The sequence below is a fragment of the Melaminivora sp. genome (assembly GCF_032059615.1).
Lineage (GTDB): Bacteria > Pseudomonadota > Gammaproteobacteria > Burkholderiales > Burkholderiaceae_C > Melaminivora.
This window is the reverse complement of the sequence record NZ_DAMCAM010000018.1, coordinates 12,304-38,077: the sequence shown is the minus strand read 5'-3', so window position 1 is coordinate 38,077 and position 25,774 is coordinate 12,304. Positions and strand designations below refer to the sequence as shown.

Genomic DNA, 25,774 nt, shown 5'->3' with positions numbered 1-25,774 from the left:
CGGACCTTGCGAGCGCCCGGACGCGGGCAGCGCAGGTATCCATCCCGCCTTCAGGGACCGTCGTGCAGACGCTCGCTGGCGCCGCTGCGGATGACGCGGCCCGTGGCGGCGTCGAAGACCACGGTGAAGATCATTTCGCGCCCGGGGCCATCATTCCAGTACCAGTCCCACTCGGTCTGCTGCTTGAGGTCGTAGGTCATGCGCCGGGCCGGCCGGCCCAGCAGGCGGCGCACCTCGTCCTCCTGCATGCCCGGGCTGATGCGCGCGAAGTGGTGCGGCGCCAGCACCTGCTGCAGCGCGCTCATGCGCCCGTCCGGGCCGATGGTGATCATGTAGTTGCGCCGCCCTGCGGGCTGGCGGTTGTATTCGAGCGTGCGCGAGCCGTCGTCCTCGGGCCAGACGCGGTCGGGCTCGCCAAAGCGTTCGCGCACCTGGGCCTCGGTGGACAGCCCCTCCTCCAGCTCGCCGATGCGCTGCTCGTCGCAGCCCAGCAGGGCCAGGAACGCCAGCAGCGCCCCGGTCGCCTTGCCCATCCACTGTGTCGGCACCTTGCTTCTTCCTTTCTGCCGCCCCGCGCGGCCTGGACCAGGCCCTGGCGCGGCCGCTGGCTAAAATGCCCGGCTGCCAGGAATGTAGCCCTCTTTTTTGCATCGCCATGTCCTTCTTTCGCCGTCCCGACTATCAGTCCGATACCACGCAGTTCATCAACCGCCTCAAGAGCGAGCGCCCGCAGCTCGACGACCAGCAGCAGGCGGGCCGCGCGCTGCTGTGGGACCGCCCGGTGGACCGCGACCTGTGGCGCGAGTACGGCGAAGGCCGCGTGGCGCCCCGGCCTTACACCTATTTCCCGCTGGGCAAGTGATCGGCAGAGCCGGCCGGTTTTTGCATGGAAAGCCGCCTGCGCCCCTGATGGGCGCGGGCTTTCAGCTACCTAAAGCATAGCAGCCAGACCATGACCGACACCGCCGCCGCCCTGGCCCCAGGCGCGGACGCGGTGGCGCTGGCGCGCCTGTACGGCGAGCCGCTGTTCGCGCTGCCGCAGGATCTGTACATACCGCCCGATGCGCTGGAGGTCTTCCTTGAGGCCTTCGAGGGGCCGCTGGACCTGCTGCTCTACCTGATCCGGCGGCAGAACTTCAACATCCTCGACATCCCCATGGTCGAGGTCACGCGCCAGTACCTTGCCTACGTGGACGAGGTGCGCAGCCGCAACCTAGAGCTGGCGGCCGAGTATCTGCTGATGGCCGCCATGCTGATCGAGATCAAGTCGCGCATGCTGCTGCCCCCGCGCCGGCAGGACCCCGAGCAGGCCGAACCCGAGGACCCGCGCGCCGAGCTGGTGCGCCGGCTGCTGGAATACGAGCAGATCAAGCAGGCCGCGCAGCAGCTCAATGCCCTGCCCCAGCAGGGACGCGACGTGCTGGGCACGCAGGTCGGGCGCGGCGCGGACCTGGCGCCCCCGCGCCTGCCCGACGTCTGCGTGCAGGATCTGCAGCAGGCCTGGTGCGACATCCTGCGCCGCGCCAGGCTGGTGCAGCACCACCGCATCACGCGCGAGGAGCTGTCGGTGCGCGAATACATGAGCCATGTGCTCAAGACCCTGAAGGGCCGCCGCTTCGTGCCCTTCGAGGAACTGTTCGACCCGGCCCAGGGCAGCACGGTGCTGGTCGTGACTTTCATTGCCCTGCTGGAGCTGGCCAAGGAAACCCTGGTCGAGATCACCCAGGCCGAAGCCTTCGCGCCCATCTACGTGCGCCTGGCCTACACGCCGGCTTGAGGCTGCTGCGGCCCGCCCGCGCCGTGGCGGTGCACCAGGTGCGTGCGCGCCGCGCCCTCGGGCGCCAGGCCTGCGTCCACGACGGCGTCAATGGCCGCCGCGTCCAGCCGCCCCCACCACAGCCCTTCGGGGTAGGAAATCATCAAGGGCCCCAGGTTGCACGGGTACTGGCAGCTGGTGTGCAGCGGCATCACGGTTCTCTTGAGCTGCGGATGGGCGCGCAGGCGCGCACGCAGGTGGCTCCACAGACCAGCTGCGCCCAGCGCCGTGCAGCGCGGCCCCATACAAAACAGCAGGTGCTGCTGAAACTGCGGCACCTCGGACCAGGCCCGTGGGTCATGCTGCCAGTGCTCGGGCTGGGTCTGGCTGACGTCGGGCAGCGCCGGCACCTGGCCCAGCTGGCGGGCCAGCAGCTCGGCCAGCTGCGGCAGTTCGGCCAGCGCCGGCGCAAAGACCACGCGCGGCAGCTCGACGGGCTGCGCCTGGCGGTGGCGCCAGCGCTGGGCCAGCTTTTCCAGCCAGCGCAGGAGCGCCGTGTCGGTCGGCGCAAACACCGGCTGCACCAGGATGTGCCCGGCCTGCGGCACGGCGCTCAGGCACTCGTCCAGCGCCTCGGGCAGGCTGGGGCTGGCGCGGTCCACCCAGGCCAGCGCCACATGCCCGGGAGCCAGCAGTTCACGCAGCCGCTCGCACAGGCGCGCCAGCTCCGCCGGCACGGCGCCGCCATAGCCGCCACGGCCGAGGACGATCACGGCCTGCAAGGGCGCCGGAAGCAGCGCGTCCGGGGCTGCGGGCGAGGCAGGGTCAGAGCAGTTCATCGGGCAGGTACTCGATCATGGGCCGTCCGGTGTGCCGGCTGGCCATGACCAACGCGCGCACGCCATAGACGCTGGCGATGTGCTCGGCCGTGAGCACCTCGGCCGGCGCGCCCTGGGCCACCAAGCGCCCGCCCTGCAGCAGGTACAGCCGGTCGCAGTAATGCGCGGCCAGCTGCAGCTCGTGCAGCGCGGCCAGCGTGGTCAGGCCCAGGCGGCGCACCAGGTTCATCAGCTCGAACTGGTGGCGCACGTCCAGGTGGTTGGTCGGCTCGTCCAGCAACAGGAGCGGCGCCTGCTGCGCCAGCGCCCGCGCCATCAATACGCGCTGGCGCTCGCCACCCGACAGCGTCGCCACGCGCCGCTCGGCCAGGTGGGCCGCGTCCACCTGCGCCAGCGCCTGGGCGGCAATGGAAAAGTCCTCGGCGCTGTCGCGCGCAAAACTCTTTTGGTGCGGCGTGCGGCCCATCAGCACCAGATCGCGCACGGCCAGGTCGAAGTCGGGCGCGCCGTCTTGCGCCAGCACGGCCATGCGGCGCGCGTTGTCCCGCGCGCTGCCCTGCCACACGTCCTGCCCGGCGCACAGCGCGCGCCCGCCGCTGGGGCGCAGCGTGCGCCAGATCATGCGCAGCAGCGTGGACTTGCCGCTGCCGTTGGGCCCGAGCAGCCCGACCAGCTCGCCGGCGCGCACATGCAGGTCTATGTCCTGCACGATGTGCGCGGCCGCGGCCTGCCACGACAGCCCCTCGACCTGCAAAAACGCCGGCCCGCCGCTCATGCGCCCAGGCCCCGCAGCGCCTGGCGCTGCCACAGCATCCACACGAAGAACGGCCCGCCCACCAGCGAGGTGATGATGCCCACCGGCAGCTCGGCCGGGGCGAAGGCGATGCGCGAGAGGGCATCCGCCCAGACCAGGAAGATGGCGCCCACCAGCGCCGCCACCGGCAGCACGCGCCGGTGCTCGCTGCCCACCAGCATGCGCGTGATGTGCGGCACCACCAGGCCGACGAAGCCGATCGGCCCGGCCAGCGCCACCAGCGTGCCCGTGACCAGCGAGACCAGCACGAACAGCCAGCGCCGCGTGCGCGTGGTGTCCACGCCCAGGGTGGCGGCCGTGTCCTCGCCCACGAGCAGCGCATTGAGCGCGCGCGCCTGCGCCAGCAGCAGTGCCATGCCCACCGCGATCAGGGCGGCGGGCAGGCCCAGCTCGTCCCAGCGCGTGCCGGCCAGGCTGCCCATGGTCCAGGTCAGCACCGAATTGGCCAGGTCGCGCTGGTCCGAGGTCAGCACCATCAGGCTGGTCAGCCCGCCCAGGCAATAGGCGATGGCCACGCCGCCCAGGATCAAGCGCGCGGGCGACAGCCGCCCGCCCGCGTGCGCCAGGCCATAGACGGCCACGCAGGCGACCAGCGCCCCGCCGAACGCACCCAGCGGAAGCGCCAGCGCGCCCAGAAACGTGCCCAGAAAAGCCGGCGGGCCGTAGGCCAGCACCGCCACCGCGCCCACCGATGCACCGGAAGACACGCCCAGCAGGTAGGGGTCGGCCAGCGGGTTGCGCACCATGGCTTGCATGGCCACGCCGACCAGCGCCAGGCCGCTGCCGGCCAGCGCCGCCAGCAGCACGCGCGGCAGGCGCACGCGCCAGACGATTTGCTGCTGCGACACGCTCCAGTCGCCGGCGGGCAGCGCGAGCGCCAGGCGCTGGGCCAGCTCGTGCGCGGTGATGTGCCAGACCTGCGTGGGCGCGATGCGCACCGGCCCCAGCGCGATGGCCAGGGTGAGAGACAGCGCCAGCAGCAGGCCCAGCAGCGCCAGCCACAGTGCCAGGTGGCGACGCTGGCGGGCAAAGGCCTGCACGACGGCGATGGCGGCGGGGGTGCTGCTCATGGCGCGGGTACCCGTTCGGGATGCAGGGCGCGGGCGATGCGCAGCGTGGCCGCCACGTTGCGCGGGCCGGGCGTGGCCTCGGCAAAGTCCAGCAGCACGAAGCGCCGCTCGCGCACGGCCTTGAGGTGCGCCAGCTGCGGCTGGGCCAGCAGGAACTGGCGCTTGCCGTCGGGGGCGGGCCGGTCGTTGTCCACGATGACGATCCAGTCCGGGTCGCGCGCGATCACGTCCTCCCAGTTGCCGCGCGTCCAGCTGCTGGCGATGTCCTCGAACAGATTGCGCCCGCCGGCGGCCTCGATCATGGCGTGCGGCATGGCAAAGCGCCCGGCGGTGACGGGCACATCGGTGCCGCTGTCGAACAAAAAAACCAGCGGGCGCGCGGGCAGCCCTTGCAACTGCCGGCGCAGCGCCTGCAGCTGTGCGCTCTGCCCATCGACCAGCGCCTGGGCCCGGCTCTCCACGCGGAAGATGCGCCCCAGCGCCAGCAGGTCGGCAAAGGTGTCCTGCAGCGACACGCGCTCGCGCGGCCCCTGGCGGATGCACGACTCGGTCAGCACGTAGCTGGCGATGCCGTACTCCGCCAGCGCCTCGGGCGTGACCTGGCCGGCGCGAAAACCGTAGCTCCAGCCGCTGAAGACGAAGTCGGCCTGCGCGCCCAGGAGCGTCTCCAGATTCATGCCCTGGCTGGACAGGTCGGGCACGCCCGCCAGCTGCGCCTGCATGGCCGGCGGCAGCCGCGCGATGTCGCGCACGCCGCCGTAGCCGGCCAAGCGATCCTGCAGGCCCAGGGCCAGCACCATCTCGACGATGTTGATGCCATGGGCCACGGCGCGCTGCGGCGTCTGTGGGTAGGCCACGGTCTGGCCGCAGACGCTGGCCGTGGCCGGGGCGGTTGCGTTCTTGGGGCTGGTCGTACCCGGCGCATCCGGCCCGCGCGAGCAGGCGGTGAGTGCTGCCAGCGCCAGCAGCGCCAGCCAGCGCCCTATGCCGCTCCCTCCCCCTCTGGGGGAGGGTTGGGGTGGGGGCCAGCCACGCTGGTACATGCCAGACCCAGTGCCCATGGCGGGCCGGCCCCCACCCCGGCCCTCCCCCAGAGGGGGAGGGAGAGAAAGGTGACGCTCCTCCAGAGGGGGAGGGAGAGAAAGGTGACGCTCCTCCAGAGGGGGAGGAAGGGAAAGGCGACGCTCCCCCAATGGGGGAGGGAGAGAGAGGCGCCGCTCACCCAGCCAGGGAAGGAGCCCCCGCCCACGCAGGCGAGCGCGCGCGAGCATCACAACGGCAAGAGCAACCATCAAAACAGGAACTGCGCCGTCAGATCGATACGCCGCCCGTCGCCCACCAGGGCCTGCGTGCCCGACACCGCCGAGTAGCTGTAGAGCCGGTCGGCCAAGTTGCGCGCCGTCAGGCGCAGCGTGGTGCCGGCGCGCGGCTGCCAGGCCAGGGCGGCGTCCCACACGACGTAGCCGCCGGTAGGCGCCAGGTTGGCGTTGTCGGCAAAGCGTGCGCCCACGGCCCGCACGCCGAGCGATGCCTGCCAGGCGCCCGCGCTGCTGTCAGCGCTGTAGTGCCCCCACAGGTTGGCGCTGTGGCGCGGCACGTTGGACGGGCGGTTGCCGCTGCGGTCGGCGCCGCCGGCCTCGCGCAGCTCATCAAAGCGCGCATCGGTGTAGGCGTAGTTGGCCTCGATGCGCCACTGGGCGTGCGGACGCAGCACGGCCGACCATTCCAGCCCCTGCGAGTGCTGGCGTCCGCCCTGCACCGACAGCGAGGGCGTGACCGGGTCGCGGGTGATGATGTCCTTCTTTTCGATGCGGTACAGCGCCGCCGTCCACTCGCCCAGGCCCTGGCCGAAGGCCTGCTTGATGCCGACCTCGGCCTGGCGCGCGCTGGTCAGCTTGAAGTCGCGACTGGCCAGGTTCAGCGTCAGGATGTTGGTCACCGGGTCGTGCCCCTGCGAGAGCTGGGCATAGACGTTGGTGTCTGCAGCCAGCTTCCAGCTTCCACCCACGCGCCAGGCCGTGCCGGCCAAGGTCTTGTCGAACGGCGTGCCGCTGACCAGTTCGCGCCGCTGCAGCTCGGTCACGTCGCGGCGCAGGCCGGCCAGCAGCGTGAAGCGATCGCCCAGCTTCCAGGCATCTTCGACGTACACGTCGTGCGTGGTGGCCTCGGTATCGATGCGCGTGAGCGTCGGGTCGAGGCTGGCCCACTGGCCGCGCTGCGGGTCGAAGGCGGAGACCACCGTCTGCGTGCGCGCCGGGTCGGGCCGGTAAGGCGTGTTGCTGTCCTGGGAGAAGCGCGCACGCGTGGCCTCCCAGCCCAGCACCAGCTTGTGCGCGCCGGCGTCGATGGCCGCCTCCAGCCGGTTGCCGCTCTGGCGCAGGTCGTGGCCAATCTCCAGGTAGTCCGAGCGCGTGACGCTCTGGCGCGCCGGGTCGTAGCGGTAGGCCTCGATGTTCTTCCAGTGCCGGTCGGCGCTGAAGTGGTAGGCCTCACCCTGCAGCGTGAGCCAGTCGCTCACCTGCCAGCTGGCGCGCGCACGCACGCGCTGGTCGCGGATGGTGATGGTGCTGTCATCGCTGTTGTAGTTGCTGCGGCGCAGCGCGGGCACGATGGCGCCGTTCAGCGCAGGCGTGCCGAAGTAGCGTTCGGGGTGCTGGTCGCTCACATCGGCCAGCAGCTCCAGGCGCACGCGGGCGTCGGGCTGCCAGCGCAGCGTGCTCATCAGCTTGCCGCCCTTGGCACGGCCAAAGTCGCGCTCGCCGTTGGTGCTGTGACCGTAAGCGTCCAGCCGGTAGCTCAGGGTCTCGTCCAGGGGGCCGCCCGCGCCCAGCCCCAGGCGCGCGCTGCCGTGCGAGCCGGCAGACACCAGCGCCTCGCGCACCACCTCGCGGCTGGGCTGCTTGCGCACCACGTTGACCGTGCCGCCCACGGTGCCGGAGCCATACAGGATGGAAGCCGGCCCGCGCAGCACCTCCACGCGCTCATAGCCCCAGCCGTCCGCCGGGTAGGGCGTGGTGCCGGCGGCCACCGACAGGCGCACGCCATCCTCGGCGATGCCCACCGAGTTGGTGCCGGTAAAGCCCCGCGCGGAAAACGACAGGCTGCTGTAGCCCGAGGCGGACAGCGGCACCATGCCCACGGTGCGTCCCACGATATCGGCCATGCGTGTGTCGCCGCGCTGCTGCCAGGTCTCGCTGTCCACCACGTCCAGGCTGGCGGGCAGGTCCCTGGTGGCAAGGCCCGTGCGGCTGCCCGACAGGGAGGGCTGGCGCAGACCCAGTCCAGCCCCCGGGTGGGGCGCGGCGGTGCTCGTCACGGCCGGCAGGGTGGCGGGGGCGGGCTGCTGGGCCAACGCGGGCGGCACGGCCAGCAGGCAGGCCAGCCAGGTGGCTCGGGGCGCGAGAGACAGGAAGGGGCGCGCAGCGGGCGCCTGGCGGGCGTCGAGGGCACGGGTGTGCGGCATCGGAGTCATCCACGGGAAAAGCAGACCGCCTGCTGCATGGATGACGGACCCGGGCCTGTGCTGGCAGCCAGCCCGGAGCACGCCGCCATCGCTGCTCCCCGCAGCCGGTCGTTGCGCACGCTGCGCGGCGCGCGCCGAAACGGCGGCGCGCAGCGCAGCACCCAACAGGCCGGTATCCGGGCTGGCAGGTGGCGCACGCGTGCCTCGATGCCGGAGGCACGGCGCGCCGGCCGCTTCGCCTTCCCGGCGCCACCGCGCACCTGCACATTGCAGGCCACGTAGGGCGCCAGTGGCCGGCCTGGGCGCGGTCGAGGGGGCAATGCCACCCCGGATCTGCGCACAGCGCCTGGTTTGAGTGAAAGAAGCGGTTGGACCTGCTTACCGTTGCGGGGGCAGCCAGGGCTTTGCACCCTGTTCCCGTTGAACCCGGCCATGGCCGGGCACCTGTTGCGAAGCTGGCGAGTGTAGCGGCTGACAAGGCCCGCCCGCAGCCGCCGGCGGCAGCACGTTCTGAGGAACAATCGCGCACGGCGCTGGCACCGCGCCGGCACCGCCGCGGCGCAAGGCCGTTTCGTCTCCATCACGCAATTCCCGCCATGCCTCACCTGATCGTCGAATACTCGTCCAACCTGCCCGATTTTCCCGAGCGCGAGGCGCTGGCCGCGCTGAACGCCGCCGTCTGCGCCAGCCCCGAGGTGCCGATCGAGATGGACCTGAAGACCCGCATCCTGCGCGTGGACAGCTACGAAATCGGCACCGCCCCGGCGCAGCGTGCCTTCGTGCACGCCCAGCTGCGCCTGCTGTCCGGGCGCTCGCCCGAGGCCAGGCAGGACCTGGGCCAGCGCGTGGCGCGGGCGCTGCGCGAACACACGCCCCGGCCCGATGGCGTGCAGGTGCAGCTGAGCGTGGAGATCGTGGACATGGACCGGCCGTCCTACGTCAAGGGCCTGCTGTAAATAGCAGAGAAATCCGACCTCAGCCCTTTCCCGGAAAGGGCCTCCAGCTATTTCAATGAGAGCAACTGCGCCGGCAACCAACCGCGCAGGCTGTTGAGGAAAGCCCAGTCCTGCACGCGCGGCAGGTCGGCCAGGGTCAGCGCCCGCTCCGCCAGGCGGCCCGTGCGCAGCAGTTCGGCGCGGCCCACGCCGGGCAGCAGGCCGCAGGCCTCGGGCGGGGTGACCCAGCGGCCATCCAGCAGCGCGGCGACGTTGCCGAAGGTGGTTTCAGTGATCTCGCCGGCCTCGTTGTAGAGCAGCGTGTCGAACACACCGCTGTCCGGCGCCGGCGCGAAGGCGGCGTAGTGCGCGCGCCGCGTGGTCTTGTAGCGCACGAATTCGCTGTGTGCCTGGGCAAAGGGGCGGTCTGCCAGCGCCAGCAGTACCGGCGTGGCCGTGGGTGCCAGGGCAAAGGCTTCGGCGCGCGGGCGGCCTTGCATGTCCAGCAGCAGGCGCACGCGCCACAGGCCGGCGGAGTGCACGCGCGCCAGCGCGTCCAGGCAGCCCTGCAACGCTGCCACCTCGAACGGATAGCCGAAGTGCCCTGCCGCGCGCTGCAGCCGTGCCAGATGCGCGGCGCGGTGGCGCAGCACGCCATCCTCCAGCGCCAGCGTCTCCAGCAGCTCGAACGGCTGGCTGGCGCGCAGCGCAAAGGCGCGCTTGGCGGCCCATTCGCGCCATTCGGCCTCGGGCTCGGCGCCCCAGACGATGCCGCTGCCGATGCAGCAGCGCACCTCGCGGCCGTGCAGCTCCAGCGTGCGGATGGGCACGTTGAAGGTGGCGACCATCGCGCCGGCGCCCTGCTCCGGATCGGGCCGCACCACGCCCAGCGCCCCGCAGTAGATGCCGCGCGGGCCGGCCTCCAGTTCACGGATGGCGCGCATGGCTTCGACCTTGGGCGCGCCGGTGACCGAGCCGCAGGGAAACAGCGCCGCGAACACGTCAGCCAGCCGCGTGCCGGCGCGCGTCGCGGCCTGCACGTCGGACGTCATCTGCCAAACCGTGGGCAGCGCCTGGGTCTGCAGCAGGCGCGGCACCTGCACGCTGCCGGGCCGGGCGATGCGCGAGAGGTCGTTCCTCAGCAGGTCCACGATCATGACGTTCTCGGCGCGCTCCTTCGGGGACGCGCGCAACTGCTGCTCGCGCTGTGCGTCCTCATCCTGCGTGGCGCCGCGCGCGGCCGTGCCCTTCATGGGGCGCGTGAGGATGGCGCCGCAGCCGTCCGCGCCGGCGCGCCAGTCGAAGAACAGCTCGGGCGAGACCGACAGCGCCTGCGCGTCGCCCATGTCGAGCATGGCGGCATAGCCGCCCGGCTGGGCGCGCTGCAGGGCGGCAAACAACGCCCGCGGCGTACCGGCGCGCAGCTGCCCGGGCAGCGGCGCGGTGTAGTTGACCTGGTAGAAGCGGCCCTCGGCAATGCCCTGCCGGATGCGCGCCAGCGCGGCGTCGAAGTCGGCGCGCGGCAGGGGAGCGGCCCAGTCCACGCTGGCGGCTGGCTCGTCGGCAGCGCCGCGCTGCGGCCAGGGCAGCGGAGCGTCATAGAGGGCAAACCAGGCCAGCGGGTCGGGCTGCTGCGCGGGCACTTCGTGAACGGCCAGGGCGCCATCGAAGGCCGCCGCCGCCTCGTAGCGCAGGGCACCCACGCACCACAGGCCGGCGCGCGCGGCGTCCTCCACCGCGTGCAGCAGGGACTGCACCTCGCCGGGCTGGCGGGCCTGCAGCACGCGCAGCGGCGAACCGAAGGCGTGACGCAGGCGCGGTGCCTGCCCGTCCCGGGGGTCGGCAAAGTCGATCAGCGCGGTGGTTTTTTGCATCGAATCGGGATCAAGCCCTTGCAGGTGGCACTCCAGGGGTTTTCATGGGGCGCAGAGCATAGCCGCATCGCACCGCTGCCCCCGGGCAGTCCGACGCGAATGGACGACAGGGGGTAGGACGGCACCGACCGCCATGCGCGGCGTGCATTGATAGCTGACGCCGACGCGCGCAATGAGCATGGCTTCATTCCAAACACCATGGCGCGCTGGCGCCCCCTGACCATGCTGCCCTCCACCGCCCTGGCACCGAGCCGAACGCCCACGCCGCGACTGCGACGTCAAAGCGCATCGCGCCTTCTCTACCACGCCCTGCAGCAGGGCACGCCCGACGCCGACACACGCACGCGCGCCGCGCACTGGCTGCGCCGCAAGCTGCTGGAGACCGCCGGCCTGCCCAACACGCTGCCGGACGATCCGCAGGACCTCCACGCCTGGAGCGAGACCGCCGCCGTGCAAGTGGCCGAGCAGTACGAGGCCTACCTGGCCGAGCGCCAGGGCGGCGCGCCGCGGCGCTACTTCGGCAACCGCTCGCATGCCCTGCACTTCCTGCGCTGCGTGGCGCCGACCAAACTGGTGGACGGCTCCTGGCTCTACGGCTTGGCGGCGCACGCCGCCAACCCGCGCCTGATGCCGCTGGTCAACACCTACCTGGAGGAGCTGGGCGACGGCGCACCCGACAAAAACCACGTCCTGCTCTACCGGCGCCTGTTGACGCGCCATGGTATCCCGGTGGAAGACGATGACAGCCTGCCCGACGCCCTCTACGAGCAGGGCCTGGTGCAGCTGGCCCTGGCCTGGAACGCCGAGCAGTTCCTGCCCGAGGTGGTCGGCTTCAACCTGAGCTACGAGCAGCTGCCGCTGCACCTGCTCATCACCAGCCACGAACTCAACGAACTGGGCATCGACCCCTATTACTTCACCCTGCACGTGACCGTGGACAACGGCCACAGCGGCCACGCCCGCCAGGCCTGCGATGCGGTGCTGGCGCTGCTGCCGCGCCACGGCGACCCCCAGGCCTTCTGGCAGCGCGTGCGCGCCGGCGCCCGGCTGGCCGACGCGGGCGTGGGCACCACACAGGTCATCGCCGGCTTCGACCTGGGCGCAGAGGTGCAGCGCATCCTGGCCGCCAAGGCGCCGGCCGGCTGCGGCGTGCACTCCAACTACTGCCGCGTGGCGGGCAAGAACGTCAACCAGTGGCTGGCCGACCCGAAGCAGATGCCCGCCTTCATGCAGGCGCTGGTGGACACCGGCTGGGTCACCCCCGGCGCGCCGGCGGCGCAAAGCCGCTTCTGGCGCCTGCTGCAGGGCGAGCGCGCGGAGATGTTCGGTGTCTTCAGCCCCTATGAGTTGCAGGTCATCCACGACTGGCTGCGCGGCGAGGACAGTGCCGACGGCCAGGCCTGGGACGAGCGCGGCGCGGCCAACCAGTCCGCATCGCGCAAACGCCCGAGCTTTCGCGCCCTGGCGCGCGCCGCGCAGACGCGCATCGACGAGGGCGGCGCCACCACCCCCCAGCCCCTGCCGCTGGACCCGGACGTGCCCGCATTCGAGGCGCACCTGCGCGCTCTGCAGGGGCCCGAGCGCCGCGCCGCCCTGGTGGCGGCCATGGCCCCGGGCGAGCATTGGACGCCCGTGGGCCTGCGCGCCACACAGCTCTTTCGCAGCGAGTGCTTTGCATGAACGCACGCCGCGCATCAGCCCCGGCCTACGTCCGCGAGGAGGAAGGGCGTACAGGCACGGGCGAGGCGGCTGCTTAAGGTGAGAGCCATCCCAACCATGAACCAATCAGGAGGTCTTCCATGCCCATCATCTTGTGGCTTCTCGGCGTTCCGCTGTCCATCGTGCTGCTGCTGATGCTCTTCGGCGTGCTCTGAGGCTTCCAGCCCCAACCCGCACCCCTTTCGCCCCTTTCCAGCCCCGCGCACTCCGGTGCCGCGGGGCTTTTGCATGGGGCAGGCCTGCCAGCTTGGGGCGTTACAAGCTCGACGAGAAAATCAATGACTACAAATGGTTCCCCGTCGTGCGCGTGGGCGTGAGCTACCGCTTCTGAACATCAGCCCTCGTGTCGAGGTCGATGAGCCCCGCAGTGCGGGGCTTTTTCATTCGCCGCGCGGGTCGCGCGCCATCAGCCGCTGCAGTGCCTGGGGTGCCTGCACCCGGCCGTCGAGCAGATCGACCACCGTCTCGCTCAGCGGCATCTCCACCCCCAGGACCTGGGCGCGCGCGAGTACGGTGCGGGCGCTGTACACGCCTTCAGCCACGTGGCCGAGCGATTGCACTGCCTCCTGCAGGCTGCGTCCCTCGGCCAGCAGCAGGCCGACCTTGCGGTTGCGCGACAAATCGCCCGTGGCGGTGAGCACCAGATCCCCCAGGCCCGACAGGCCCATGAAGGTCTCAGCCCGCGCGCCCAGCGCCAGGCCCAGGCGCGTCATCTCGGCCAGACCGCGCGTGATGAGGGCGGCGCGCGCGTTCAGGCCCAGCTGCAGACCATCGCACAGGCCGGTGGCGATCGCCAGCACGTTCTTCACGGCGCCGCCCACCTCCACGCCCACGATGTCCTCGTTGGCATAGACGCGCAGCTGCGGACTGTGGAAGGCCTGTACCAGCGCCTCCCGCACCGCCGCATGGCGACTGGCCGCCACCAGCGCCGTGGGCTGCCCGCGCGCCACCTCCAGGGCGAAGCTGGGGCCGCTCAGGGCACCCGCTTGCAGGCCGGGCGCGGCCTGGGCGCAGACTTCATGCGCCATGAGGCCGAAGTCGCAGCCGTCCTGCGGCATCTCGAAGCCCTTGCACAGCCAGGCCACGGGCGCCGCGCTCGCGCTCAGCTGGCCCAGCAGCCCGCGCAGCGCCGCCATGGGCGTGCCGACCACGATCAGGTCGGCGCCGGCCGCGGCCTGCACCGCCTCGCCGTGCACGAGCTGCAGCGCCGCCGGCAGCGGCACGCCGCGCAGATAGCGCGCGTTCTCGCGCCCGGCCCGCATGGCAGCGGCCTGGCCGGCATCGCGCGCCCACAGACTGACCTGGTGGCCCGCCGGGTGCAGGGACGCACTGATGGCCATGGCCGTACCCCAGGCACCGGCCCCGAGGACTACTATTTTCATAGCTGCAAGTCCTTGCCTGACGCCGGTTTCAAACAAAAAACACTGAAACCCTGTGGATGCCCGCCGGCCCGCTTACTGGGACGTGTTCTCGGCCGCCTCGGCCGCGGCCTGCTGCTGTTGCTCGTACATGGCCTGAAAGTTGATTTCCGCCAGGTGCACGGGCGGGAAGCCCGCGCGGGTGATGGTGTCGGCCACATTGCCGCGCAGGTAGGGGTAGATGATCTGCGGGCAGGCCACGCCGATCACCACGCCCATCTGTTCCTCGGGCACGTTGCGGATCTCGAAAATGCCGGCCTGCTTGGCCTCGACCAGGAACACCGTCTTGTCACCGATCTTGGTCTGCACCGTGGCGGTGACGGCGACCTCGAAGATGCCCTCGACCACGGGCGTGGCCTCCACGCCGAGCTGGATGTCCACGCTGGGCTGCTCCTGCTCCAGCAGGATGTGGGGCGAGTTGGGCTGCTCCAGGGACAGGTCCTTCAAGTAAACGCGCTGAATCTGGAACACGGGGGTTTCTTCGGTGGCCATGGTCTCGGGAGAGCTAAAAGGTCAAAAACAAGGCCCGCCGGGGAGATGCTCCCGCAGCGGGCCACTTGAAGCGCCATTATGCAATGGGCGTCTTCAGCCCTGCAGCAGCGGTGCCAGGCCGCCGCGGCCGTCGAGCGCCGCCAGATCGTCGAAGCCCCCCACGTGCGTGTCGCCGATGAAAATCTGCGGCACGGTGCGCCGGCCGGTGATTTCCATCATGTGCTGGCGCGCGGCCGAATCGCTGTCCACGCGGATCTCCTCGATCTGCTCGACACCCTTGGACTTGAGCAGCTGCTTGGCGCGGATGCAGTAGGGACAGACGGCGGTGGTGTACATCTTGACGGCTTGCATGGTGGTTCCTTTCCAGTGAGTACGAGAAGGCAGGTGCAGGCGCGTTCAGCCCTTTTCAACCGGCAGGCTGGCCTCGCGCCACGCGGCCAGGCCGCCGGCCAGGGGCTGGGCGCGCTCGTAGCCGAGCGAGCGTGCCACGGCCGCCGCGCGCGCGGCGCGCGCGCCCTTGGCGCACACCAGGATGACGGGCACGGCCTTGTTCTTGACCACCTGGGGCAGGCGGTCCTTCAATTCGGCCAGGGGCACATTCTTCGCCCCGCCGACGTGGGCGGCGGCGTATTCCTGCGGCTCGCACACGTCGATGATGACGGCCTTCTCGCGGTTCATCAGCTGCACGGCCTGGGCCGCGCTCACGCCGCCGCTGCCCACGCCCTTGAGCATGGGCCACAGCAGCAGGGCGCCCGAGACCAGCGCCAGGAAAATCAGATACCAGTTGTCGAGGATGAAATTCACGGAGATTCCTTGGAGCGGGGCAAACCCGCGATTCTAAAATGGCGGATTTTGCGCACCGCTCCAGCGGCTTTTGACAACCTCACCAGAGAACCCATGCACAAGCTCGTTTTGATCCGCCACGGCGAATCCACGTGGAACCTTGAAAACCGTTTCACCGGCTGGACCGATGTGGACCTCACGCCCACGGGCGTGGAACAGGCCGCTCACGCCGGCCGCCTGCTCAAGGCCGAGGGCATGGAGTTCGACCAGTGTTACACCAGCGTGCTCAAGCGCGCCACGCACACCCTGTGGCATTGCCTGGACGCCATGGACCGCACCTGGCTGCCGGTGGCGCACAGTTGGCGCCTCAACGAGCGCCACTACGGCGCGCTGCAGGGGCTGAACAAGGCGGACATGGCCAGGCAATACGGCGACGAGCAGGTGCTGGTCTGGCGCCGCAGCTACGACACGCCGCCGCCGGCCCTGGAATCGGGCGACCCGCGCAGCGAGCGCGGCGACATCCGTTACGCCGCCCTCGAGCCCGGCCAGGTGCCGCTGACCGAATGCCTCAAGGACACGGTGGCGCGCGTGCTGCCCTACTGGGACGGCACCATCGCCCCGGCCATCCGCTCGGGCCGGCGCGCGCTGATCGTGGCGCACGGCAACTCCATCCGCGCCCTGGTCAAGCACCTGGACAGCATCCCGGATGCGGACATCGTCGGCCTGAACATCCCCAACGGTATTCCGCTGGTGTATGAGCTGGATGCCGACCTCAAGCCCCTGCGCCACTACTACCTGGGCGACGCCGAGGCCGCGGCACGCGCGGCGGCCGCCGTGGCCTCGCAGGGCAAGGCCTGAGGGCAGGGAAAAAGGACTCTCACGCAGGGAACCGGCTGCGCGGGGTTTTCTCCAAGCGGTATATTGAAATTGGGCGCCACACATCAGGCGCCAGAGGTGTTCAATGGGCCACAAAATCAAGATTGCAGGATGGATTTCGGTCGGCGCCCTGGCCGGGGCGCTGACCACCGTGTCGCTGCAGACCGTGGCGCGCGGCGCCATGACGCCGCTGCCGCTGGAGGAGATCCAGCAACTGTCGGCGGTGTTCGGCCTGATCAAGACCGACTACGTCGAGCCGGTCGATGACAAGAAGCTGATCACCGATGCCATCTCGGGCATGGTGGCCAGCCTCGATCCCCATTCGCAGTACTTCGACAAGAAGACGTTCAAGGAATTCCGCGAGGGCACGTCCGGGCGCTTCGTCGGCGTGGGCATCGAGATCACCCAGGAGGACGGGCTGATCAAGATCGTCTCGCCCATCGAGGGCTCGCCGGCGTTCCGCGCCGGTCTCAAGACCAACGACCTGATCACAAAAATAGACGACACGGCCGTCAAGGGCTTGTCGCTGAACGACGCCGTCAAGCGCATGCGCGGCGAGCCAGGCACCAAGGTGACGCTCACCATCTTCCGCAAGGACGAGAGCCGCACCTTCCCCGTGACCGTCACGCGCGAGGAGATCAAGACCCAGTCCGTCAAGGGCAAGGTGATCGAGCCCGGCTACGCCTGGATCCGCCTGTCGCAGTTCCAGGAGCGCACGGTGGACGATTTCGTGCGCAAGGTCGAGGAGGTCTACAAGCAGGAGCCCAACCTCAAGGGCCTGGTGCTGGACCTGCGCAACGACCCGGGCGGCCTGCTCGACGCGGCCGTGGCCATCTCGGCGGCCTTCCTGCCCGAGGACGTCACGGTGGTCTCCACCGACGGGCAGTTGGTCGAGAGCAAGGCGACCTTCAAGGCTTCGCCCGAGTTCTATCTGCGCCGGGGCCAGGGCGACCCGCTCAAGCGGCTGCCCGCGTCCCTCAAGCGCGTGCCGGTGGTGGTGCTGGTCAACGAAGGCTCGGCGTCGGCCAGCGAGATCGTCGCCGGCGCCCTGCAGGACCACAAGCGCGCCACCATCATGGGCAGCCAGACCTTCGGCAAGGGCTCGGTGCAGACCGTGCGCCCGCTCGGGCCGGACACCGGCATCAAGCTGACCACGGCGCGCTACTACACGCCCAGCGGCAAGTCCATCCAGGCCAAGGGCATCGTGCCCGACGTGATGGTCGACGAGACCGCCGAGGGCGACCTGTTCGCCTCGCTGCGCATGCGCGAGGCTGATCTGGAGAAGCACCTCTCCAGCGGCCAGGGCGAGGAGGCGCAGGACCCGGCGCGCGAGAAGGCGCGCGAGGAAGCACGCAAGCGCCTGGAGGAAGAATCCAGAAAGCCCCTGGCCGAGCGCCGCCTGCCCGAGTTCGGCACCGACAAGGACTTCCAGCTGGCCCAGGCGCTCAACCAGCTCAAGGGCAGGACCGTGATCGCCAGCAAGACGTTGACGGAGCGCAAGGAAGAGCCCAAGGAAAACTGACCGCCTCGCTCCAGCCATTCGGGGCCGGGCCTGACTGCAGGCCCGGCCTTTTTTCTTGACTCACGCCCTACCCTGCCCTGCCATGACCGATGACCAGCTCCTGCGCTATTCGCGCCACATCCTGCTCGACGAGATCGGCATCGAGGGGCAGGAGCGCATCCTGGCGGCGCACGTGCTGATCGTCGGCGCAGGCGGCCTGGGCTCGCCGGCGGCGCTGTTCCTGGGGTCAGCCGGCGTGGGCCAGCTCACCCTGGTCGACGATGACGCGGTGGACCTGACCAACCTGCAGCGCCAGATCGCCCACACCACGGCGCGGGTGGGCTGGCCCAAGGTCGAGTCGGCCGCCGAAGCGGTGCGCGCCATCAACCCCGATGTGCGGCTGCGCCTTGTGCGGGAGCGCGTGGACGCGAGCGCGCTGGCCGCTCTGGTGGCGGATGCCGACGTAGTGCTCGACTGCACGGACAACTACCGCACCCGCCAGGCCATCAATGCCGCCTGCGTGCACACCGGCAGGCCCCTGGTGGCGGGCGCCGCCCTGCGCTTCGACGCGCAGCTGTCGGTCTATGACACGCGCAATGCCCAGGCGCCCTGCTACGCCTGCCTGTTCGCCCCGGACGCGCAATTCGAGGAGGAGCAGTGCGCCACGCTGGGCGTGTTCTCGCCCCTGGTCGGCATCATCGGCACCATGCAGGCGGCCGAGACCCTCAAGCTGATCGTGGGCATGGGTGAGCCCCTGGCGGGGCGACTGCTGATGCTCGACGGGCGCTCCATGGAATGGACGCAGATGCGCACCGTGCGCAACCCTGCCTGCCCCGTGTGTCGGACGCACCACAGACGGCCGTGATAGGCCCGCTCCTACGACGCCCTGGTCATGCGGCTGCCACAATCGCCGCATTCTCATCTGCACATTCAAGGCAGGGTATGCCGTTTCGACCACGGGGTCGGAAGGAAGTTTTGTGACACTGCGCACGTATATCGTTGAAGATAACGCCACCATCCGGGAAAACCTAATCGGGGCCCTGCAGGAGCTGGCCCAGATCGAAGCCATCGGCATGGCCGAGACCGAGGACGAAGGCAAGGCCTGGCTGGAAAAGCACGCCGATCAGTGGGATCTGGCTATCGTCGACCTGTTTCTGCGCCAGGGCAGCGGCCTGGGCGTGCTGGCCGCCTGCCGCAACCGTCTGGCCAACCAGAAGATCGTGGTGCTGAGCAACTACGCCACCCCCGACGTGCGCATGCGCTGCGCCCAGCTCGGGGTCGATGCCGTGTTCGACAAGTCCAACGAGATCGAGGCGCTGGTGGATTTTTGCATTGCCCACCGTGCCTCCTCGAGCCACCAGCGGGCCACGGCGGGCCGCGCGGCCTAGGAGGAAAGCGGCGCGGCGCTAGCAGCGCTGCGGGGCAGGCGCCCCATGAAGAAGACCAGCCGAAGCTGGTCTTTTTTGCGCCCGACAACCCCATGCGGGGCTGCCCCGTCCATCAATCGATGAGCTTGTTCTTGAGGGCGTAGTAGGTGAGGTCGCTGTTGGAGGACAGGCCCATCTTCTCCATCAGGCGGGTGCGGTAGGTGCTCACCGTCTTGACGGACAGCGACAGGGACTTGGCGATCTCGCCGGCCGTCTCGCCCTTGGCAAGCTTCAGGAAGACCTGGAACTCGCGCTCGGACAGCTGCTCGTGCGGGGGCGCATCGTCCTTTCTGTTGAGCTGCTGGGCCAGCAGGTCGGCCACGGCAGGCGTGAGGTAGCGCCGCCCCAGCGAGATGGTGCGGATGGCCTCCACGATCTCCTTGGGCTCGCACTCCTTGTTCAGGTAGCCGCTGGCACCCTGACGGATCAGGCTGATGGCGTAGTGCTCCTCGGGGTAGCCCGAGAGGATCAGGATGCCCATGTCCGGCGCCTTGGCGCGCAGCATGGCCAGGGCATCCAGGCCACTCTGGCCGGGCATGGACAGGTCCATGATCAGCACATCGATGTCGTGCGTGCGCACCAGATCGATTGCCTCGCGTCCGTTGGAGGCTTCTCCCACCACCCGCAGGTCCACGTGCTCGGACAGGAACTGTTTCAAGCCTGACCGCACGATGGCATGGTCATCCACAATGCCGATATTGATCATTGAGCCTTCTTTCATGGGGGTGCGCCCTGCGCACCCGTGTGAGATATGGTTTCAAATGCGCTCGCGCTGCACGCTTGCTGCGGCTAGCATGGCGGCACAGGTCAATCATATGCACTTTCCGCCCGCCGCCTCACCGGAATTTGGAGAAGGCCGTCCATGAGTCCCTCCCGCCTGCGCAAGCTCGCTGCCAGCTGGCCGCTGGCGTTGCTGGCGGTGCTGCTGCTGGTCGTGGTCAACGAGGTGGGGCACCTGCGCTCGCGCGCAGCCGTCGATTCCCTCGAACGGGCCCGCGACACGCGCGCGACGCTGGAGCTGCTGCTGCAGGACGTGCTCAACGCCGAGACCGGGCAGCGCGGCTTTCTGCTCACCGGGCAGGAGCATTACCTGCAGCCCTACACCCGCGCCATGGGGCGCATCGGCGCGCACATGCAGGCGCTGCGCGAGATGGACGGCAACACGCCGCAGGACGACAAGGATTACGCCGAGCTGGCCGAGCACCTGGAGCGCAAGCTCTCGGAGATGCGCGCCACGGTGCAGCTGCAGCGCCAGGGCAACGAGGACGCCTGGCGCTTCATGCTCTCCACCGACATGGGCCAGCAGCGCATGGACGACATTCGGCTGCTGACGGCACGGATGATCGACCGCAGCGAGGCACGCAGCCAGCAGGCCACGCGCGGCATCCGCCGTTCGCTGGCACTGTCGCGCGCAGGCATCGCCTTCGGCGCTTTCCTGAGCCTGCTGGCGCTGTACGTCTACCGGCGTCAGGCAAGGGCCCTGCAGCAGGCCCATGCCCGCGAGCAGCAGATCCTCGAGCGCGAGCGCGAGCGCCTGGAGCAGCTGGTGCGCGAGCGCACGGCTTCGCTGTCGGAGCTGGCCCACCATCTGCAGCAGGTGCGGGAGGATGAGCGCGCCCTGCTGGCGCGCGAGCTGCACGACGAGCTCGGGGCGCTGCTGACGGCGGCCAAACTGGACGTGGCACGGCTGAAGGCACGGCTCGACCCCGGCCTGCCCGAGACCACTGACCGGCTGGAGCACCTGAGCCAGTCGCTCAACCGCGTGATTGCCCTCAAGCGCAACATCATCGAAGACCTGCGGCCTTCTTCCCTGTCCAACCTGGGGCTGACGGCGACGCTGGAGATCCTGACGCGAGAGTTCGCCGCAGGCAGCGGCCTGCAGGTGCGCACCGAGCTGGCCAGCGTACGCCTCAGCCCGGCCGCCCAGCTCACCGCCTACCGCTTGGTGCAGGAGGCGCTCACCAACATCGCCAAGCACGCGCAGGCCAGTGACATTCTGGTCTCGGTGACCGACCACCCCGGTTACGTGCGCGTGCAGGTGCGCGATGACGGGACCGGGTTCGATCCGCAACAGGTCTCGGCCCGGGCCCATGGGCTGCTGGGCATGCGCCACCGTGTCGAGGCCGAGGGCGGCACGCTGTCGGTCGGCCCCGCGCCCGGGGGGGGCACGCTGGTGAGCGCGACGCTGCGCCAGGGGCCGGCCACCCCCTCGCCCTGAGCAAAACTCCCAGGGTCCAAGTCCTACAGCCGTGCGCGCCAGCAACCGGCAGCCGCACGACAGGCCCTGCTCCTACATTCTGTCCATGCGCTCCAGCGTATCCGCCACAGGGGCGGCCACGCAGACGCAAGAACAAGGAGCTGACTATGTTGCATTACGCAGTGGTATTCCTGGTCATCGCCCTGGTGGCCGCACTGTTTGGTTTCGGGGGCATCGCCGCCGGCGCCGTGGGCATCGCCAAGGTGCTGTTCTTCATCTTTGTGATCATGGCCGTGGTGACCTTCATCCTGGGCCTGCTCAAGCGGGGCTGATGCCCGCACCACCTCCCGCCGAACCCCTCCCTCACCACCCTTTCAGACAAGGAAGACACCATGAACAATCAAAACGAGAAAAACGCCCAGGGCGCCGCACAGGAAGCCACGCAAAAGACCGCCAACGCCGCACGCGACGCGGCCGGCAATATGGCCGAGGGCGCCGACAAGGCCGTCAAGTCGGCGCGTGACATGGCCAACGACGCCCTGGACAAGGCCGAGGATGGCGTCAAGCGCGTCAAGGACAACATCGACCCGGTGATCGACGACCTGGCCGCCCGCGCCCAGGAGTTCGCCACGCGCAGCATCAACTACGCCGCAGAAACCGGTGACCGGGCACGCCGCCAGTTCAACGAAGCCGCCGATGCCACCTGCCGCTATGTCTCCGACCAGCCGGGCCGCTCGATGCTGCTGGCCGCCGCCGCGGGCGCCGCGCTCGCCATGGCCGTGATGTTGTCGCGCCGCAGCGACCGCTGAGCACCGCCCCTGGACCCTTCGCATGCAGGAACCGACCCCCATGAAGAACGCAGAAAAAAACGGCCACAGCGCCCCCGGGCAGGAGCAAAAGACCCTGCAGCTCGATGAGGAGGCCATCCGCAAGGCGGGCACCGTCGATCTCGACGACGGCGCCGTGACCCCAGGCTACGGCCCCTACCGCGAATCGATCATCAAGCTGCTCAACGACGCCCTGGCCACCGAGCTGGTCTGTGTGCTGCGCTACAAGCGCCACTACTTCACCGCCGACGGGCTGGAGTCGCCCGCCATCGCCGCCGAGTTCCTGCAGCACGCCAACGAGGAATCGGCGCACGCCGACAAGATCGCCGAGCGCATCGTCCAGCTGGGCGGCTCGCCCGACCTGAACCCGGCCACGCTGCTCGAGCGCAGCCACGCCGACTATGACGAATGCACCGACCTCAAGGGCATGCTGCGCGCCAACCTGGTGGCCGAGCGCATCGCGGTGGAGACCTACCGCCAGATGGTCGAGCTGATCGGCGACAAGGACCCGACCACACGCCGCATGCTGGAGGGCGTGCTGGCGGAAGAAGAAGAGCATGCCGACGAGCTTAGCGACTGGCTCAAGCGTTGAGCCAGGGCTGCCGTCAGTTCCGACCGTTCGGCCAGCGGAGGGTGCAACAGGCCGCAGCGGACTTTCCACGCACCCGTGCACCATTCAGTTCACAGACCCACTCTAGAAGGAAACAACCATGAAATACGCACGCGCTCTAGCCTTTGCCCTCGTTGCCAGCGCAACCATCGTCTCCACCGGCTGCTCGGTGGCGCGCAACCAGCAGACGGTCGGCTCCTATATGGACGACACGGGCATCACCACCGCCGTCAAGGCCAAGATGGCCGAAGACAAGACGGTGTCGGCCACTGCCATCAGCGTGGAAACCCTGAACGGCACGGTGCAGCTGTCGGGTTTTGCCAAGTCGCAGGCCGAAAAGGACCGCGCCGAGGCCATTGCCCGCAACACCAAGCACGTGCGTGACGTGCGCAACAGCATCGTTGTGCGCCCCTGACGCCCGACTTTCCGGTCTAGCCGACCCTGCCAGGGCGGACGGTTCGGAACAGCGAGGAGCCGCCCCTTTGCGGGCGGCTTTTTCGTGCGCGTCCGGCCGTTGGTGTCAGCACCCGGGTGCAATCTCAGCTGCGACGCAGCCGTGCCTGCAGGCACGACTGCACGTCGGCCGAGACGAACTTGTCCACCTCGCCGCCGAGCGAAGCGATCTCGCGCACGAAGGTGCTGCTGATGAACTGGAACTTGTCGCTGGGCGTGAGGAACACCGTCTCCACCTCGGGCATCAGGTGGCGGTTCATGCCGGCGAGCTGGAACTCATAGTCGAAGTCGGTCACGGCGCGCAGGCCGCGCACCATGGCCTTGGCGCCGCGTGCCACCATGAAATCGCGCATCAGGCCGGAAAAGCTCTCCACCCGCACCTGCGGGTAGTGCTGCACCGCGCGGCGCACCATGGCGATGCGCTCATCGAGGCTGAACAGCGTCTTCTTGTGGTGGCCCGCAGCCACGGCCACGATCAGCTCGTCGAACAGCTGCGTGGCACGCAGCACAACGTCCTCGTGCCCGAGCGTGATGGGGTCGAAGGTGCCGGGATAGACGGCAAGCACATGCGCCATGGCGAGGGTCTCCAGGAAGGCGCCGGCCGTGCCCTGCGGGGGGTGGCCGGCACGAGGTCAAAGGGCTGCCATTATGGCCTTTTGCGCTACAAGCCCGCGCCCATCAAGCAGATGCAGCTATGAAAAAGGTAGCCTGATGGTCAGGCAGTGCCCGCTCGCAGCAGGTGCGCATGCACGGCCCCTGCCTTCAGGTGCCGGTGCAGCATGAGGCCCGTGCCTGCTAGCTCCGCGTCCTTCCAGGCGCGGGACGCTTCCAGGTAGACGAGCCCCGCCCCGGCCAGCGCACGGGCGGCGGCCTGCAGCGCGGGCAGGAACAGTGCCTCCTGGCCATAGGGCGGATCGAGCAGCACCAGATCCAGGCTGGTTCCGGCCGCCTCGCGCAGCGCCTGCAGGCCGTCACCGCGCCGCACCTGCACGCCGCTGGCGCCCAGCCGCTCGGCGTGGCGGCGCAGCTGCGCGGCCAGGCCGGGGTCCTGCTCGACTAGCTGGACGTTGGCCGCGCCGCGCGAGGCGGCCTCCAGCCCCAGCGCGCCGGTGCCGGCGAAGGCGTCCAGACAGCGCCAGCCGGACAGGTCCTGCCCCAGCCAGTTGAAAAGCGTCTCGCGCACGCGGTCCGGCGTGGGGCGCAGGCCCGGACGGTCGGGCACGGGCAGGCGGGTGCGCTTCCATTGCCCGCCAATGATGCGCACTTCGCCCGGTGCCTGGGGCGCGGCGGTGCGGGCCCTGGCGGGGCCAGCGGTGCGCTTGTGTTCGTTCGCGCGGCTCATGGCTTGCTGCCCGGCCGGCTGCCCACCACCACCGTCACCATGCGTTCGGGTTGCAGCTTGCGCTGCATGGCGGCGCGGATGTCGGCCACGCTGAGCGCCTCGACCCGGTCGGTCCAGTGTTCCAGGTAGTCCAGCGGCAGGTCGTTCCAGGCGATGTTGACCACGTTGCCCAGCAGCTTGCGGTTGCTGTCGATACGCAGGGCGAAGCCGCCCACGAGGTTGTCCTTGGCGGCGCGCAGCTCGGCCTCGGTCGGGCCCTCGGCGACGAAGCGCGCCAGCGCCTCGCGCGTGACGGCCAGGGCCTCGGCGGCCTGGTCGGGGCGCGTCTGCAGGCCCACGGCGAAAGCCCCGGCCTGCAGGCCGGGCGCGAACTGGCTGTGCACGCTGTAGCTCAGGCCGCGCTTTTCCCGCACCTCGTTGGTCAGGCGCGAGGTGAAGCCGCCCCCGCCCAGGATGTGGTTGCCCACCAGCAGCGCCAGGAAATCCGGGTCGCGCCGCACGAAGCCGGGCTGGCCGATCAGCACATGGGCCTGGGCCGAGGCGAACGGGATGTCGATCTGCCCGGCGCGCGCCAGCGGCGCCACCTCGGCCACTTCGGGCAGGGGCGCGCAGCTTGCCGGCTCGGGCACGGGCAGGCGCGACAGCAGGGTGCCCACCAGCGCCCGCGCCTGTTCGCGGTCCACCGCGCCCACGATGGCCACGCGTGCCCGGCAGGCCTGCAGGTAGCGGGCATGGAAGGCACGCAGGTCGTCCACGCCGATGCGCTCCAGGGTTTCCGCCGTGGCGAATTGCCCATACGGGTGGCCGCCGAACACGGCCTTGTTGAAGGCCTTGACCGCCACCGTGCCCGGGCGCGTGTCGGCCTCGCGGATGGCAGCCTGCCAGCGCGCGCGCTCGCGCTGCCACACGGTGGCGCTGAAACTGGGCTCGCCGAGCTGGCGCGCGGCCAGCTGCGCGGCGCGCGCCAGCAGGTCGGGCTCGGTCAGCGAGCGCAGCGAGAACGCCAGGCCGTCGCGCTCGGCCCCGGCGTCGAAGCCCGCGCCCAGGTCGGCCCAGGCCTCGCCCAAGTCGTTCTCGTCCATGGCGGCCTCGCCCTGCGCGCCAGCGCGCACGCCCTTGCTGCTCATCAGGGCGACGGTGCTGGCCAGGCCGGCCTGAGCCGCCGGGTCACGGCGCGTGCCGGCGTCGAAGTCCACCTGCACATCCACCATGGGAATGGCCGGGCTGCGCACTAGCCAGACACGCGCGCCATTGCTTTCGGTCCAGTGCTCGATGGGCAGCAACGCCCACGCCGATTGGGCATGAAAAAGGGCGATGAGCGGCACCAGCAGGGCATGTGCAGCTATCTTTTTGAATATCTTCGAGAGAGGCATGGGGT

General features: G+C 69.9%; 28 protein-coding genes and 1 riboswitch. Of the genes, 13 read left to right on the top strand and 15 right to left on the bottom strand.

Annotation, left to right across the window (positions count from 1 at the left end):
* Nucleotides 1-50: 50 nt before the first annotated feature.
* Nucleotides 51-533, bottom strand: a complete 483-nt coding sequence (locus RT051_RS05985; protein ID WP_313073642.1) for an outer membrane protein assembly factor BamE — start codon at nt 531-533, stop codon at nt 51-53.
* A 122-nt stretch (nt 534-655) separates the two neighbouring features.
* On the opposite strand from RT051_RS05985, the gene RT051_RS05980 reads away from it, so the two are divergent.
* Together RT051_RS05980 and RT051_RS05975 are read left to right on the top strand one after the other, a co-directional pair.
* Entirely contained in the window at nt 656-862 is a 207-nt protein-coding gene (locus RT051_RS05980) for a DUF3460 family protein (protein ID WP_313073614.1), read from the top strand.
* A 90-nt stretch (nt 863-952) separates the two neighbouring features.
* Nucleotides 953-1,777, top strand: a complete 825-nt coding sequence (locus RT051_RS05975) for a ScpA family protein (protein ID WP_313073611.1) — start codon at nt 953-955, stop codon at nt 1,775-1,777.
* On the opposite strand, the gene RT051_RS05970 is transcribed toward RT051_RS05975, so the two are convergent.
* The 5 genes from RT051_RS05970 to RT051_RS05950 all read right to left on the bottom strand — a co-directional run bounded on the left by RT051_RS05970 (nt 1,762) and on the right by RT051_RS05950 (nt 7,942).
* On the bottom strand, nt 1,762-2,595 hold the full coding sequence (locus RT051_RS05970; RefSeq protein WP_313073608.1) for a (2Fe-2S) ferredoxin domain-containing protein: 834 nt from the start codon (nt 2,593-2,595) through the stop codon (nt 1,762-1,764). The two genes, RT051_RS05975 and RT051_RS05970, sit on opposite strands and share 16 nt — an antisense overlap.
* Entirely contained in the window at nt 2,582-3,370 is a 789-nt protein-coding gene (locus tag RT051_RS05965; RefSeq protein ID WP_313073605.1) for an ABC transporter ATP-binding protein, read from the bottom strand. Before RT051_RS05965 ends, RT051_RS05970 begins: the two co-directional genes overlap by 14 nt.
* Nucleotides 3,367-4,479: an iron ABC transporter permease gene (locus RT051_RS05960; protein ID WP_313073602.1), complete on the bottom strand. Its 1,113-nt coding sequence runs from the start codon at nt 4,477-4,479 to the stop codon at nt 3,367-3,369. Before RT051_RS05960 ends, RT051_RS05965 begins: the two co-directional genes overlap by 4 nt.
* Nucleotides 4,476-5,522, bottom strand: a complete 1,047-nt coding sequence (locus tag RT051_RS05955; RefSeq protein WP_313073599.1) for an ABC transporter substrate-binding protein — start codon at nt 5,520-5,522, stop codon at nt 4,476-4,478. The genes RT051_RS05960 and RT051_RS05955 overlap by 4 nt, the downstream gene beginning before the upstream one ends.
* A 248-nt stretch (nt 5,523-5,770) precedes the next feature.
* Complete coding sequence (locus RT051_RS05950; RefSeq protein WP_313073597.1) at nt 5,771-7,942, bottom strand: TonB-dependent receptor; 2,172 nt, start codon at nt 7,940-7,942, stop codon at nt 5,771-5,773.
* 149 nt (nt 7,943-8,091) lie between these two features.
* Nucleotides 8,092-8,405: riboswitch (cobalamin riboswitch) on the bottom strand.
* Between the two features lie 133 nt (nt 8,406-8,538).
* Here RT051_RS05950 and RT051_RS05945 point away from each other — a divergent pair.
* Nucleotides 8,539-8,898, top strand: coding sequence for a 5-carboxymethyl-2-hydroxymuconate Delta-isomerase (locus RT051_RS05945; protein ID WP_313073594.1), 360 nt, complete (start codon nt 8,539-8,541; stop codon nt 8,896-8,898).
* Nucleotides 8,899-8,945: 47 nt separating this feature from the next.
* Here the strand turns inward: RT051_RS05945 and RT051_RS05940 are convergent, their stop codons facing one another.
* Nucleotides 8,946-10,751, bottom strand: a complete 1,806-nt coding sequence (locus RT051_RS05940; protein ID WP_313073591.1) for a chorismate-binding protein — start codon at nt 10,749-10,751, stop codon at nt 8,946-8,948.
* A gap of 198 nt (nt 10,752-10,949) precedes the next feature.
* Here RT051_RS05940 and RT051_RS05935 point away from each other — a divergent pair, with 198 nt between their 5' ends.
* Nucleotides 10,950-12,431, top strand: coding sequence for an iron-containing redox enzyme family protein (locus tag RT051_RS05935; protein WP_313073588.1), 1,482 nt, complete (start codon nt 10,950-10,952; stop codon nt 12,429-12,431).
* Nucleotides 12,432-12,850: 419 nt separating this feature from the next.
* On the opposite strand, the gene RT051_RS05930 is transcribed toward RT051_RS05935, so the two are convergent.
* From RT051_RS05930 to RT051_RS05915, 4 genes are all read right to left on the bottom strand, one after another.
* On the bottom strand, nt 12,851-13,852 hold the full coding sequence (locus tag RT051_RS05930; protein WP_313073585.1) for an NAD(P)H-dependent glycerol-3-phosphate dehydrogenase: 1,002 nt from the start codon (nt 13,850-13,852) through the stop codon (nt 12,851-12,853).
* A 72-nt stretch (nt 13,853-13,924) separates the two neighbouring features.
* The gene (secB, locus tag RT051_RS05925) at nt 13,925-14,380 is read right to left on the bottom strand and encodes a protein-export chaperone SecB (protein ID WP_313073582.1); all 456 of its coding nucleotides are present in this window, start codon (nt 14,378-14,380) and stop codon (nt 13,925-13,927) included.
* A gap of 93 nt (nt 14,381-14,473) precedes the next feature.
* Complete coding sequence (grxC, locus tag RT051_RS05920; protein WP_313073579.1) at nt 14,474-14,731, bottom strand: glutaredoxin 3; 258 nt, start codon at nt 14,729-14,731, stop codon at nt 14,474-14,476.
* 45 nt (nt 14,732-14,776) lie between these two features.
* Nucleotides 14,777-15,184, bottom strand: coding sequence for a rhodanese-like domain-containing protein (locus RT051_RS05915; RefSeq protein WP_313073576.1), 408 nt, complete (start codon nt 15,182-15,184; stop codon nt 14,777-14,779).
* Between the two features lie 93 nt (nt 15,185-15,277).
* Here RT051_RS05915 and gpmA point away from each other — a divergent pair, with 93 nt between their 5' ends.
* From gpmA to RT051_RS05895, 4 genes are all read left to right on the top strand, one after another.
* On the top strand, nt 15,278-16,021 hold the full coding sequence (gpmA, locus tag RT051_RS05910; protein ID WP_313073573.1) for a 2,3-diphosphoglycerate-dependent phosphoglycerate mutase: 744 nt from the start codon (nt 15,278-15,280) through the stop codon (nt 16,019-16,021).
* 103 nt (nt 16,022-16,124) lie between these two features.
* Complete coding sequence (locus RT051_RS05905) at nt 16,125-17,561, top strand: S41 family peptidase (RefSeq protein WP_313073569.1); 1,437 nt, start codon at nt 16,125-16,127, stop codon at nt 17,559-17,561.
* A gap of 82 nt (nt 17,562-17,643) precedes the next feature.
* Nucleotides 17,644-18,405: a molybdopterin-synthase adenylyltransferase MoeB gene (locus RT051_RS05900; protein WP_313073567.1), complete on the top strand. Its 762-nt coding sequence runs from the start codon at nt 17,644-17,646 to the stop codon at nt 18,403-18,405.
* Between the two features lie 112 nt (nt 18,406-18,517).
* Nucleotides 18,518-18,928 carry a response regulator gene (locus RT051_RS05895; protein ID WP_313073566.1) on the top strand — a complete coding sequence of 137 codons (411 nt, stop codon included), beginning with the start codon at nt 18,518-18,520 and terminating at the stop codon, nt 18,926-18,928.
* 112 nt (nt 18,929-19,040) lie between these two features.
* Here the strand turns inward: RT051_RS05895 and RT051_RS05890 are convergent, their stop codons facing one another.
* Entirely contained in the window at nt 19,041-19,673 is a 633-nt protein-coding gene (locus tag RT051_RS05890; RefSeq protein ID WP_313073639.1) for a response regulator transcription factor, read from the bottom strand.
* Between the two features lie 156 nt (nt 19,674-19,829).
* Here RT051_RS05890 and RT051_RS05885 point away from each other — a divergent pair, with 156 nt between their 5' ends.
* The 5 genes from RT051_RS05885 to RT051_RS05865 all read left to right on the top strand — a co-directional run bounded on the left by RT051_RS05885 (nt 19,830) and on the right by RT051_RS05865 (nt 23,016).
* Entirely contained in the window at nt 19,830-21,185 is a 1,356-nt protein-coding gene (locus RT051_RS05885) for a CHASE3 domain-containing protein (RefSeq protein ID WP_313073564.1), read from the top strand.
* 146 nt (nt 21,186-21,331) lie between these two features.
* Nucleotides 21,332-21,496, top strand: a complete 165-nt coding sequence (locus tag RT051_RS05880; RefSeq protein ID WP_313073561.1) for a DUF1328 domain-containing protein — start codon at nt 21,332-21,334, stop codon at nt 21,494-21,496.
* 60 nt (nt 21,497-21,556) lie between these two features.
* Nucleotides 21,557-21,973, top strand: coding sequence for a hypothetical protein (locus RT051_RS05875; protein WP_313073558.1), 417 nt, complete (start codon nt 21,557-21,559; stop codon nt 21,971-21,973).
* 40 nt (nt 21,974-22,013) lie between these two features.
* Entirely contained in the window at nt 22,014-22,583 is a 570-nt protein-coding gene (locus tag RT051_RS05870) for a ferritin-like domain-containing protein (RefSeq protein WP_313073555.1), read from the top strand.
* A gap of 118 nt (nt 22,584-22,701) precedes the next feature.
* Nucleotides 22,702-23,016, top strand: coding sequence for a BON domain-containing protein (locus tag RT051_RS05865; RefSeq protein ID WP_313073552.1), 315 nt, complete (start codon nt 22,702-22,704; stop codon nt 23,014-23,016).
* A gap of 124 nt (nt 23,017-23,140) precedes the next feature.
* Here the strand turns inward: RT051_RS05865 and coaD are convergent, their stop codons facing one another.
* The 3 genes from coaD to RT051_RS05850 form a co-directional block, all read right to left on the bottom strand.
* Nucleotides 23,141-23,629: a pantetheine-phosphate adenylyltransferase gene (gene coaD, locus RT051_RS05860; RefSeq protein WP_313073549.1), complete on the bottom strand. Its 489-nt coding sequence runs from the start codon at nt 23,627-23,629 to the stop codon at nt 23,141-23,143.
* Nucleotides 23,630-23,769: 140 nt separating this feature from the next.
* A complete protein-coding gene (gene rsmD / locus RT051_RS05855; protein WP_313073546.1) occupies nt 23,770-24,396 on the bottom strand; it encodes a 16S rRNA (guanine(966)-N(2))-methyltransferase RsmD in 627 nt (208 codons plus the stop codon).
* Nucleotides 24,393-25,769 (bottom strand): pitrilysin family protein, encoded by a 1,377-nt coding sequence (locus RT051_RS05850; RefSeq protein ID WP_313073543.1) that lies wholly within the window; start codon nt 25,767-25,769, stop codon nt 24,393-24,395. Before RT051_RS05850 ends, rsmD begins: the two co-directional genes overlap by 4 nt.
* Between the last annotated feature and the right edge of the window lie 5 nt (nt 25,770-25,774).